This window comes from Thermostichus sp. MS-CIW-15 (assembly GCF_054060575.1).
In genome coordinates this window covers 1-11,156 of record NZ_JBSSDI010000050.1, presented here as the reverse complement: position 1 = coordinate 11,156, position 11,156 = coordinate 1, and the positions used below count along the sequence as shown (strand labels likewise).

Annotated in this window: 14 protein-coding genes; 10 read left to right on the top strand and 4 right to left on the bottom strand. The window is 59.7% G+C overall.

Translation table 11 applies throughout. The features are described from left to right. Positions 1-220 precede the first annotated feature (220 nt). Positions 221-973, bottom strand: coding sequence for a 5'-methylthioadenosine/adenosylhomocysteine nucleosidase (locus ACVW0R_RS12895; protein WP_099812049.1), 753 nt, complete (start codon positions 971-973; stop codon positions 221-223). A gap of 28 nt (positions 974-1,001) precedes the next feature. Next, positions 1,002-1,349 carry a (2Fe-2S)-binding protein gene (locus ACVW0R_RS12890; protein WP_099812050.1) on the bottom strand — a complete coding sequence of 116 codons (348 nt, stop codon included), beginning with the start codon at positions 1,347-1,349 and terminating at the stop codon, positions 1,002-1,004. A 123-nt stretch (positions 1,350-1,472) separates the two neighbouring features. On the opposite strand from ACVW0R_RS12890, the gene ACVW0R_RS12885 reads away from it, so the two are divergent. The 5 genes from ACVW0R_RS12885 (at position 1,473) to nuoK (ending at position 5,381) form a co-directional block, all read left to right on the top strand. After that, positions 1,473-1,940: a YbjN domain-containing protein gene (locus ACVW0R_RS12885; protein WP_011430472.1), complete on the top strand. Its 468-nt coding sequence runs from the start codon at positions 1,473-1,475 to the stop codon at positions 1,938-1,940. Continuing rightward, positions 1,940-2,671 (top strand): lipoyl protein ligase domain-containing protein, encoded by a 732-nt coding sequence (locus ACVW0R_RS12880; RefSeq protein ID WP_457502160.1) that lies wholly within the window; start codon positions 1,940-1,942, stop codon positions 2,669-2,671. Before ACVW0R_RS12885 ends, ACVW0R_RS12880 begins: the two co-directional genes overlap by 1 nt. Positions 2,672-2,953: 282 nt before the next feature. Further along, complete coding sequence (locus tag ACVW0R_RS12875; protein WP_457502159.1) at positions 2,954-4,282, top strand: TPM domain-containing protein; 1,329 nt, start codon at positions 2,954-2,956, stop codon at positions 4,280-4,282. Positions 4,283-4,387: 105 nt separating this feature from the next. Continuing rightward, entirely contained in the window at positions 4,388-4,996 is a 609-nt protein-coding gene (locus ACVW0R_RS12870; RefSeq protein WP_414347733.1) for an NADH-quinone oxidoreductase subunit J, read from the top strand. A 79-nt stretch (positions 4,997-5,075) separates the two neighbouring features. Then, positions 5,076-5,381 (top strand): NADH-quinone oxidoreductase subunit NuoK, encoded by a 306-nt coding sequence (gene nuoK, locus ACVW0R_RS12865; protein ID WP_041439067.1) that lies wholly within the window; start codon positions 5,076-5,078, stop codon positions 5,379-5,381. A gap of 22 nt (positions 5,382-5,403) precedes the next feature. On the opposite strand, the gene ACVW0R_RS12860 is transcribed toward nuoK, so the two are convergent. Then, positions 5,404-5,904, bottom strand: coding sequence for a low molecular weight protein-tyrosine-phosphatase (locus tag ACVW0R_RS12860; protein WP_011430467.1), 501 nt, complete (start codon positions 5,902-5,904; stop codon positions 5,404-5,406). A gap of 151 nt (positions 5,905-6,055) precedes the next feature. On the opposite strand from ACVW0R_RS12860, the gene ACVW0R_RS12855 reads away from it, so the two are divergent. Both ACVW0R_RS12855 and ACVW0R_RS12850 read left to right on the top strand, forming a co-directional pair. Next, complete coding sequence (locus tag ACVW0R_RS12855; RefSeq protein WP_011430466.1) at positions 6,056-6,304, top strand: hypothetical protein; 249 nt, start codon at positions 6,056-6,058, stop codon at positions 6,302-6,304. A gap of 58 nt (positions 6,305-6,362) precedes the next feature. After that, positions 6,363-7,013 (top strand): ABC transporter ATP-binding protein, encoded by a 651-nt coding sequence (locus ACVW0R_RS12850; RefSeq protein WP_457502158.1) that lies wholly within the window; start codon positions 6,363-6,365, stop codon positions 7,011-7,013. Here ACVW0R_RS12850 and ACVW0R_RS12845 read toward each other — a convergent pair. Next, the gene (locus ACVW0R_RS12845) at positions 7,004-8,137 is read right to left on the bottom strand and encodes a murein hydrolase activator EnvC family protein (protein WP_071813517.1); all 1,134 of its coding nucleotides are present in this window, start codon (positions 8,135-8,137) and stop codon (positions 7,004-7,006) included. The genes ACVW0R_RS12850 and ACVW0R_RS12845 overlap by 10 nt on opposite strands. Before the next feature lie 814 nt (positions 8,138-8,951). Here ACVW0R_RS12845 and ACVW0R_RS12840 point away from each other — a divergent pair. The 3 genes from ACVW0R_RS12840 to ACVW0R_RS12830 all read left to right on the top strand — a co-directional run bounded on the left by ACVW0R_RS12840 (position 8,952) and on the right by ACVW0R_RS12830 (position 11,080). After that, on the top strand, positions 8,952-9,692 hold the full coding sequence (locus ACVW0R_RS12840; protein ID WP_011430463.1) for a bifunctional 4-hydroxy-2-oxoglutarate aldolase/2-dehydro-3-deoxy-phosphogluconate aldolase: 741 nt from the start codon (positions 8,952-8,954) through the stop codon (positions 9,690-9,692). A gap of 385 nt (positions 9,693-10,077) precedes the next feature. Then, complete coding sequence (ybeY, locus tag ACVW0R_RS12835; protein ID WP_041438372.1) at positions 10,078-10,569, top strand: rRNA maturation RNase YbeY; 492 nt, start codon at positions 10,078-10,080, stop codon at positions 10,567-10,569. Next, entirely contained in the window at positions 10,553-11,080 is a 528-nt protein-coding gene (locus ACVW0R_RS12830; protein ID WP_457502157.1) for a diacylglycerol kinase family protein, read from the top strand. Before ybeY ends, ACVW0R_RS12830 begins: the two co-directional genes overlap by 17 nt. Positions 11,081-11,156: the final 76 nt, after the last annotated feature.

The following is an 11,156-nucleotide window of genomic DNA, read 5'->3' as shown; positions in this document are numbered from 1 at the left end:
CTCTCTGGCTGTGGAGGATCCTGGTTTACCAGTCCGTTGAAGCAGCAACTCCGGGAAGTGATTCTCGGAAGCTCCCGTCTACAGCCCGTCAGGGCCTAGCGGGAGAGGATGTCACCTTGGCCGCCCGCGCCGGGGCAGGAGCTAGCTTACAGACAGGGAGTAATCTGACCTCTGTTGGCAGGCGTCGCTTCCTCCCCACGGCTAGCCGCGCTGCGTTTTTCTAAGGAGGGGGAGGCAAGCTCTGTAGAACGCTGTGAACCACCGCTGCCGAGTTGAGAGCCGCTGTCTGAAAAAAAGTTAGGAAATCGGTATCGCTCCCTATGTCGCTAACCGATCGGACCAGCAGACAAGGGATCCCAGCTTCTTGCGCCACCCGTACCACCGCCGCTCCTTCCATTTCCACGACCAGGGCTCCGGTGCGCTCGCGAATTTGATGCCGGAGCTTGGCGTCGGCCACAAATACATCGCCCGTGGCCACCAGGCCTTGGTGGATGACCGGCTGCCGCCCCTGCAGCGGGTGAAGAGGGATCCGCTCCCCTTGGGCCACGATCAGGTCGTAAAGGGCACTATCGGCCTCCGCTAGAGGATGGCGCAACTCAGGGATAAAGTCGATCCCCAAGACAAAGCCTTCGGGCCGTCCGGTGCCGAAATCGTGCTCGATGGCGGCATGGGCCAGCACCACATCCCCCATCTGCAGGTGATCGGCCAAGGCGCCGGCCACGCCGGTAAAGATAATGCCCCGCAAAGGGAAGTGGGCCACCAGCAGAGCTGCCGTAGTTGCCGCCCGCACTTTGCCCACCCCCCCTTGAACCACCACCACCGGCTGTCCGGCCAGGGATCCCTGATGGAACTGCCGCCCCAGATGGGTATGGACAGAGTTGATCTCCATTGCTTGGGTGAGCATGGCCACTTCTTCCGGCAGGGCCCCCAAAATGCCGACAGCCTTTTGGGAGGGGTGGGATGGAGTTTCCATAGGGCTTCCCTTAGGTTTTTGAGAATCCTCAGGTTTGAGAGGCGGGCGGGATCCGCTGTCCCCACAGGCCTGGCCATTTGGTGACTTTGAGATCTCCCAGCACCTGCACCTGACAGGCCAAGCGCAGCCCGTTGCCGTCCTGGGCCGCCGCCGTGGACGGGAGTTGGTGGGGTGGCAAAGACAGGCGGGCCCGTTCTCGCCAGCCCATAGGGGAAACAGCCCCTTCGATTTGTACGGCACAGGTGCCCAGACCGCGGCAGTTGAGGATAGGAGCCGGCGGGTTGTAGAGCGGGATCCCGGCTTGCAGCAGCACCTGGCGCAGGTTGGCGCCCGCCTCATAAGCGAGGGTGCGTCCTTGAACGTCAGGCTGGGGCATAGGTAACCTTCCCAACCGCGAACAGTTCTATTCTGGCCTGAGCCGGATCCGGCAGCATGGCAGGTAGGTGGGAGGGCTAGGCAGTATAGTTAAGGTGGTTAGACAGGAAGTAGGGGAAAGACCATGGTCTACAGCGAGCCGCTCATCGACCGTTCTCCAGAAGGTTTTCCAGGCCTGATGGAAGAGCCCCCTCGCTACGTTGAAGTTGTCTCAGCAGTAGTTTCCAGCCTCAAAGAAGATGCCGCCTACGAGAACCACGAGCAGGGCCACACCTGGAAATTCACCTACGGCAGCGTGGAAGTGTTCGTCCACCTGAGCGGCGAATCCCCCGAAGATACCCTGTTGGTGTGGTCTCCCGTGCTCTCTCTGCCGGTGGCGGAGCCGGCTAAGCTCATGCAGAAGCTGCTGGAGAAAAACTGGAGCGAAACTCTGGAAGCCCGTTTTTGCATCTGGAACAACCAAGTGGTGCTAAACCACCACCGCACTCTGGAAGGGCTCAGCGCTGGCGAGATCTCGCGCGCCATCACCCTTGTGGCCAGCTTGGCCGATGAGTACGATGAGCAGCTCCAGGCTGAGTTTCCCAAAGCTTGATGGGATCCCAGGGCTCTTGGCTGCCCTATCGCGTGGCCGCTGGCGGCTGGCAGATGGAGCAGGACTTTTGGCTTTTGCAGCGGCTGCGCCAGGATCCCAGGCCCTGTTTGCGCTTTTACGGCTGGGATCGGCTTACCCTCTCTCTGGGACGTCACCAGGCCTGGCCAGATCTGCCGCCAGGGATCCCGATGGTGCGCCGGCCCACCGGAGGACGGGCGGTGTTGCACCAGGCGGCGGAAGATGCAGCAGAGCTGACCTACAGCTTGGTGTTGCCCCTCTCTTACCTCCAAGCTCGGCTGCCCAATTTGCGGCGAGCCCAGGTGTACGACTTCTGCTGCCGTTTTTGGGTAGAGGGGCTGGCGGCGCTGGGCATTGAGGTGGATGCTCCCGCTTCTGTCCGCGGCCAAGGTGGCCAGGATCGGGGCTACCGCAACAAAATCAGTTGCTTTGCCGCCCGTACCCGTGCCGATCTAAGCTGGCAGCGCAAAAAGCTGATGGGCAACGCCCAACTGTGGCAACCCTGGGGGATCCTGCAACAGGGATCCCTCCTGTTGCGGCCCAATCTAGCGCTCTGGGAACAGTACCTGCCCGGCTCGCAGGTGATTGGCGTGTACGACCTTTGCCCAAGGGCGCCAGGGATCCCTGAGTTGATTGAGCATTTTCTCCGCATGGCCCAGGAGTGCTTTGAGGTGGAATGGCAAGAAGAAGCCTGGCCCGCACTGCTGGCTTAGTTTCTGGTTTCTAATCAACCATCGAGGGAGCAAGAAATCGCTTGACTCTTGCTGAAAAAGAGTTGTGCAGAAAAATCCGGAAGGCTTTGCAGCTAGACCGAAGAAGATTTTCCCTTGCTTAGAGCTCTAGCCTCTTTCCCCTGCGAAAAGAGGAAAGCCAAGACTCGTCCCAGCGCTATTTTTTGTGTCGACAAACACCAAAGGCAAAGCAGCAAGAGACTGCTACCCTCTCCATCCCCAATAGCTGTGCTAAAACCAAGGCAGCGCTCAGCCAGGTAAGCCATGCCAAAAGTTTGGGCGGCAGTTTTGCTAGGCATTTTCTTACTGCCGCAGCCCGCTTGGGCCATTACCCTTGAACAAGTGCCCAACCCCCGCCGTCAGTATGGAGGGTGGGTTTCCGACACCGCCAATATCCTCAGCAGTAGCACTGAAAACGAGCTGAACCGCCTTATCACCCAGCTTGAGCAGCGCACCGGTGCCGAGATGGCGGTGGTTACGGTACCCAATACCCAGGGATATGCCACACCGAAAGCGTTCACTACGCAACTATTCAACTACTGGGGCATTGGCAAGGCTGGCCGCAACAACGGCGTGTTGTTCCTCGTCTCGGTAGGAGATCGGCGGATAGAGATTGAGACAGGCAGAGGCTTGACCACCCTCCTCCCCGACAGCCAGGTTCAGCAGATTATCGACCAGCAAATCCTGCCCAGGTTTCGCGCCGGAGACTTCGACGGCGGCACCCTAGCGGGAGTACGGCAGTTGGCCTCAGCCCTGCAGGGGCAGCAGGCTTCCACCTCTCTTTCCCCTGCAACCGTTCCTCAAGCGGTTGGAGCGGGATCCCTGGCTGTTGCCCAAAGCTCCCTGGAAGGGATCCTGCTGCTATTGGGGATCATCATCCTAGGGGTGGGGTGGCAGCGCTCCCGCTTGCCGGTCTACCTAAAGGCCGAGCGAGGGACAAGACGAGCTATCCCCCTGACCCGTCGAACTCAAGAGGCGGCTGCTCTCTCTTCGCTCCAGAGCGATCCCATTCGACTGTTTCTCTATTCCGGCTCCCTTTGCCTTGGCCTCTTCCTGATGTCGGCCAGTGGCAACTGGCTGGTGCTGACGCTGCCCCTCCTGGCGGCTGTGGTGACCGACGGCACCCTGTGCCAGAAGCGGGGGATCCCCTTTCAGCCCGTGGTCTGCCAAAGCTGCGGTCGACCCATGCGCCCCATCCAGGCGCAAGTTCTCGATACGTGCCTCTCCCCGGGAGATCGCTTAGCCAAAAGCCGGGGCAGAGCCAGCTACTACGGCTGGTTTTGCCCTAGCTGTCAGGGGGCAGCTGTGGTTGTTCGCGAGAATGCATTTTATCGCCACCTCTATTGCCCCCGGTGTCAAGCTCTCACCCTCGACCTCACCGCCCAGGTTCTCAGGGAAGCCACCTATTCCTCTAGCGGCTTGAAGCTGGAAATCCTGAGCTGTCCTATCTGCGGGTACCGCAGCGAGCGAGAGGTGGTCATCCCCGAGCTCAGCGACACAGACACAGATTCAGACTTCGGTGGAGATTCAGGTGGAGATTCAGACTTCGGTGGCGGTAGCAGCGGAGGTGGCGGAGCGGGCGGCAGTTGGTGAGACCCAACTCTAGAGATTTCTCTATCGATCTGAAAAAGGAGTCGGGCTTCTCTTAAATCCGCCAGGGCAGTACAGTGGTAAGGGAGCAGCGATAGAGAAGATCCCATGACCCTTGCAGAAGGCGTACAACTGGTTAGCTTTGGGGTGCTCTCGGCAATGGCCATTGGCTTTGCCCTGGGAGTGGTTTGGGCCCCTAACATCGTCTATTCCGGCTTTCTCTTGGGGGGCGTTTTCCTGAGCATAGCTGGGCTGTACCTTCTCTTGAATGCCGATTTTGTGGCCGCCGCCCAAGTTTTGATCTACGTCGGCGCCGTCAACGTACTGATCCTGTTTGCCATTATGCTGGTGAACCGGCGCTACACCTTTGCCCCTCTGAAGCTGGGCTGGCTGCGCAATGGAGTGACAGCGGCAGTGTGTTTGGGGCTGTTTGCCCTCCTGACGGCAATGGCCCTGAATACCCCCTGGCAGTTGGAGCCGATCCAGCCCACGAGCAGTGCTTTGGTGATGGGTGGGCATTTCTTTAGCGACTATCTGTTGCCGTTCGAGTTGGCTTCTGTTTTGCTGCTGATGGCGTTGATCGGGGCCATTGTGCTGGCGCGTCGAGAGTTTGTCGTTCCCCAAGCCCAAGAAGGGGATCTCAGCTTGCTGGAGCGGGCCCGGCCACAGCTTGAATCGGAGTCGGAACGCCCAGCAGAGCTGGTGAGCACGCGTTGAAGCTGCCTGCTCTCGGCCATACAGCCCAGCGTTTTCCTGATGCCCCTCTCATCTGTATCCAGTGGAGCCTCTTGTGATGTTGCAACTGCAGTTTTTCTTGGTGGTCGCGGCAATTCTTTTCTGCATCGGCATCTACGGCTTGATCGTCAGTCGCAACGCCATTCGGGTGTTGATGTCGATTGAGCTGATGCTCAACGCCGTCAACCTGAACTTTATGGCTTTCTCCAACTTTGTCGACTCGGGCTTGATTCGCGGCCAAGTGTTTTCGGTATTTGTCATCACCGTGGCGGCTGCCGAGGCGGCAGTGGGCTTGGCCATTGTGTTGGGGATCTACCGCAACCGCGCCACCATCGACATGGAGAGCTTTAACCTGCTCAGGTGGTAGTTGTTTTCTTGATCGATGACTTTCAGGTGCGGCTGGGCAGCGGCGGGCATTGGATCCCAGGGATCAGGGATTCCAGCAGGCCGCTGCAGGCGTCCCAGAGCAGCTCGATCACGTAGTGAAACCCTGCCTCGCCCCCGTAGTAGGGATCCGGAACTTCTTCATCGGTGTGAGAACGACAGTAGCTACAGATTAGGCGTACCTTGTCGGCATATCTTCTCTGGGGATCGAGGCTGAGGATATCGCGGTAATTTTGCCGATCCATGGCCAGGATCAGGTCGAACTCCCGCAGATCCAAAGGATGAATTTGCCGGGCTTGGCCGTGCAGCTCCAGTCCATAGCGCTGGGCAACTTGTCGCATGCGGCGATCTGGGGGACTGCCGAGGTGGTAGGCGGCTGTACCTGCCGAATCGCAGAGGATGTCCCCCTCATGGCCGCTGCTCTGCAGCAGGTGGTTGGTGATCCCTTCGGCAGCGGGAGAACGGCAGATGTTGCCCAGGCACACAAACAGCAGCTTTTGGCTCATGGATCCCTCGACGGCAGTGAACATTTCCCACCGCATTATCTGCGTTTTGCGGCCCAGAGTACAGAAGCAGGCGAGAGGGGATAGGGCCCTCAGGCGGCAGCGGGACAGATTCTTGGCCAGAATGGAGCTAGTTCCCCTGGTGAGATGTCTTATGCCAGATGCCACCCGCTACCCCCACCCGCAGGATGTGGCCAACCTCATTCTCTACTTGCAAACGGAGCTGGCTCTGTTTGAACAATGGGCTGCTCAAGAAGGGATCCCGTCTGCGGCTCTGCGCCCCATCGAGCGCTCCCAAGAGGCTTTGCGGCGAGCTGTAGATCAACTGGAGCTGCGGGAGTGGTACCGCGAACTCACCTATGGCTTTCGGGATCAGTTGGGGCGCCTAGAAGAATGGTTGTAGCTGTCCGGCAAAGCTTTCCAGTGCCAAAATAACGACAACTTTCCCAGGGGCGCCGCTCATGTTGCAGGTTCAGGATCTCTGCTACCACCCGGCAACCCTCCCTCAGCCGATTCTCCGGGATCTCTCCTTTGAGCTGGGCCTGAATCAGTTGGGGCTGATCGTGGGCAAAAGTGGGGCCGGCAAGAGCACCCTGCTGGAAATTTTGGCCGGCTTGGCGCGGCCCACGCGCGGGCGGATTGCCTGGGGAGGAACAGAGCTCTCCCCCCAGCAGTTGCGCAGCATGGCGGGGCTGGTGTTTCAGTTCCCGGAGCGTCACTTTTGTGGCTTGACGGTGCTAGAGGAAATGCGCTTCGGCCACCCGGAGCTGCAACAAAAGGAGATTGAAAACGTTCTCAAACAGGTGGGATTGGAAGGGATCCCTCTGTGCACCTCCCCCAACCATCTCAGTGGCGGACAACAACGGCGCTTGGCCCTGGCGGTACAGCTTATTCGCGGCCCGCTGCTACTGCTGCTGGACGAGCCGACGGCAGGGCTGGACTGGTCGGTGCGGCGGCAGTTGATCGAGCTGCTGGCCCGGCTGAAATCCATCTGGACGGTGTTGGTGGTTTCCCACGACCCAGAGGAGCTATCCTCCATTGCCGATGTGCGGTGGATCTTGCAGGCGGGATCCCTGCAGCCGTTGCCGACAGATGCGCTGCTTCAAAGGTAGCGGCGGGGATCCACCGGCTGGCCGTTGACCCGCACCTCGAAGTGAACGTGGGGGCCGGTGGAGAGGCCGGTGGAGCCGGAAGCGGCAATGGCCTGCCCCCGCTGTACCTGCTGACCCACCCCAACGGCGACGCGGCTGTTGTGGGCGTACAGGGTGGTGATGCCGCCGCCGTGGTTGACAATCACCGTGTAGCCGTAGCCGCCATACCAGCCGGCGTAGATGACGGTGCCCCGGTCTGATGCCCGAACTGGCGTGCCGGTGGGCACACCGAAGTCGATCCCCGCATGGAAGCGGCGGCTTCCGTAGATGGGGTGAACCCGCCAGCCGAAGCCGCTGGTGATTGGCCCGCGCACTGGTGGGATCAACCGGCCTGTCCCCTGAACCGGATCTCTGCCCCCCCGCTGCTGAGCCTGCTGGGCGATCAGTTGCTGGATGAGGATGGTCAACTGTTGGGAATCGGCTTCCAAACGCCGTTGGGCTGCTTCATAGGCGGCGCGCTCGTTGGCCAGGCGGCCCACCAGTTGCTCTTGGGCGGCAGCCTGCTGCTGCAGTTGGTTTTTCTGGGCTGCCAGCTCCTGCAAGATTAAAGAAATCTCGTTGCGCTGCGCTTCCAGGGCGATCCGCTGCTGATCCACCTCCTTGGCCATCACCTGCAGCTCTCGGATCAACTGCCGGTCGGCTTCGATTAGCAATTGCAACTGGTGGCGGCGATCGAAAAACTCGTTGAGGTCGCGGCTGGTGAGCAGCAAAGCCCACCAATGTTCCGCCCCCTGCCGCTGCATGTAGCGCAAGCGGGCGGCCGTGCCCTGCTGCTGCCGTCTCAGGCGGTCTTCCAGCTCTTGGAGCTCCTTCTGCGCTTGCTCTAGCGCCCTCTGGGCCTGTTCCAGACGATATTGGTTGTCGCGAAGGCTAGCTTCTGTCTGTTGGATGTTTTGCCGCAGGGATCCCATGCGGCGACGGGCTTCTTCTTCCGCTTGGCGCAGCTCTCCCAGGCGTCGCTGGGTGCCCCGGATTTGTTGCTGGATCTGTTGCTGCCGCTGTTGCAGTTGGTGGAGATTCTGCGCCTGAGATGGAGCAACCCGCCACAGTCCCCCCAGCACCAGGAGGGCGAGCAACCCGACCATCACCCATGCCTTCAGGCTGTGTGTCCCACAACTGAGCTTGACCACTCCCCACACCCTCGGCAACCAACCTACCGACCCTAAGAATACAAAGATTCGCAAGGACTGATCGAGCCCAATCGCGCTGTTGCCCGCTGTCGTTACTCCAAATCGTTACAAGATACAAGCAAAACGGCTGGGTTATTTTCAATACCAGTAAAACCGTTCATTCCTTCAATTCCTGACTTCCCCCTCCCTTTGAGAGAGGGGCTGGGGGCGAGGGATCCTCACTGCGGCTAGGTTCGTATCGATCTCCAGATCCCACAGGTCTAATCGGTGCCCAACCTAAACAACCGGCAAGCCAGAGCAACCTCGACACAACATCCAGACAATGGCGATAAACTAGCCGCTCACCTGCCGGCAAAACCTCATGCCAGTAAGATGAAAACGATCAATGCCAACCAGAAAGTTACCTCGTAGAGATGGGCTACCATGCGCCACCTTTCCCCTGAGGGAGCTTCCTCCTCTCCTCTGCCGAGTTCAATGTTGGTTAAGGAGCTAACAAGGCTGCAGATAGCTACTAAAATGAGAGACCAGCGACGCCATGAAAGGATGGGAAAAGTAAGCGCTCCAACGAGTGCTACAAACCCGCAAACAGTTGCCCCTATAAACACCACTTTTGCCTGTTCTTTATTCTATTTTAGCCTTCTTCTCAAAAGGAAATTTGTTATAGCTTGTCATTGTTTTACCGTCGGGCTGTTTGGTTATTTTTAATTGCAATTAAACTTAAAATCAACCCAAGCAAGGTAGAAATCGATGAGAGAGGGCTTTTCCACAGATGGTGTTTGAGGGTTCTGAACAGAGCTTCAGAGAGGGATGGCGGCACCCCTGGCTACTCCATTTGTGGCAGCAGCCCCTGATCGCGGTGATCCGCCTCTCGGCCAGCCCGGCCCAAGCCCTTGAGGGATCCACCCTGGCCATCCGGGCCGGGATCCGCCACATTGAGATCACTCCCCAAGTTCCCCGGTATCTGGAGTTGATTGCCCAACTGCGGCAAGACTACCCGCATTGCTGGGTAGGGGTGGGCACGGTTTTAAATCGGCAGATGGCAGAGCAGGCTTGGCAGGCGGGAGCCCAATTCTATGTTTGCCCCTTTGCGGACGAGAGCATCATCCGCTGGGGTCGGGAAGCAGGGCTGCCCATTGTGCCCGGCGCCCTCACCCCCGGCGAGATCTGGAGGGCCTGGCAGGCCGGGGCAACGGCAGTAAAGGTGTTTCCGGCAGAAAGCCTTGGCGGATCCCGTTACCTGCGCCATCTGCAACCGGTGCTGGGATCCCTGCCTTTGATCCCAACTGGGGGGGTTACCTTGGCCAATGCAGCAGAATATCTGCAGGCAGGGGCCTGGGCTGTCGGCATCGCCGGGGATCTCTTCCCGGCGGAGCTTCTTTCCCAGCAAGGGGTTGATCCAGACAGTTGCCGGCAAGAGCTGGAAAATCGGCTGCGGCAAACGCTACAACAGCTTGCCAGCCAGAGGGTCGCCGCAGCCTGGCCCGAACTTCCGGGTGAACCCCCAGAGTAGGGGGCGCGTTGACGCTCCCCGCACTTGAGTGGGGAGATGGCCGAGCACCCTGGCAGCAAACTTTGGAGGGCGCTGCCCAGCCGCACCCCCGACATCCCTCAGACAAAGAAAGTCCGAGAGTTGCGTCTGATTTCCCTATCACCTTGGCCGCCGCTCCCCTTACATGGGGTTCCTTGACTTCCCCCTTCCAGGGTTTGCAGCGTATTTGCCTGGGGAGGCGTCTTTTATGGCTATCGCAGCGGCACCCTAGCACAGCCAGCAATGTTAGCGCTACAGTACATTGAAGGTTTGTACCACTGGCAAGGGCGACTCAAGTCGTGGGTGGCCGTTCCGCTCCGTACTCAATGGGGCCAGCGAGCCAATTTTGGGTGTGAGTGAGGCCTGCATGGAGGGATTCCTGGATCTGTACCTGGAGCTAAACGTCCCCAGCCCAGTTGAGGAAGCCACTTGGCACCGTTGGTTTGAGGTGTGGCTGCGGGAGCTGGGGGTGACGGATCCCTGCGAGCTCAGCCTTTGCCTCACCTCCGACGAGCACATCCGCCAGCTCAACCGCGAGTTTCGCCACATCGACGCTCCCACCGATGTCCTGGCCTTTGCCGCCGAGGAGACGTCCACCCCTGTCGAGCTGCAGAAGATAACAGGGGTGCGCCTGCTGGGGGATATCGTGATTTCGGTACCCACCGCTTGCGCGCAGGCAAAAGCCCAGGGGCAGCGGCTGTCGCGGGAATTGGCCTGGCTGGCCAGCCACGGCCTGCTGCATCTCTTGGGATGGGATCACCCCGATGAGCTTTCCCTACAGCGCATGCTGCAGCAACAGCACCACCTGCTTGCCGCCATCCAAGAAGACCTGGAGGTGACCCATGGCCAGCAGCCCTAGCCGTTTTCCCCAGCCGCTGCGTTTGGCGGCATTGCGACGGCGAGCCCCTTTCACTTCAGCGCAGGTCGATTCGGCCCATCCCTCCGAGGCACCAGACCCGGGAGCCGAGGCTGACCTCGCGGCGCAGGATCCCTGGCAGCGCCCCCCCTCGTGGCAGGTGGCCACTAGCCTAAGTAAAAGCTTCTACTATGCAGGAAAGGGCCTGCTGTACGCCGCCCGCACCCAGCGCAACTTTCGCATCCACCTGGCTATGGCGGTAGTGGCCTTTGTCTTAGGGTTGGCCCTGCGGCTGAGCGCCGTAGAAATGGCCCTGATCAGCTTGACCAGCGGGATGGTGATGGCCTTGGAGCTGGTGAATACTGCCCTGGAAGCAGTGGTGGATCTGACCCTGGGCAGCCGCTATCACCTGCTGGCAGAAATTGCCAAAGATTGCGCTGCTGGAGCGGTGTTAGTGGCAGCGATGGCGGCTTTGGCTGTGGCAGCTTGGCTGTTTCTGATACATTTACGCTGAACACTGCTGAGCATTACTGCTCAGCGGTGAAGCGATAGCATTCTGTCCGTTTCCGTTGTCACTACGCGACGCTGAC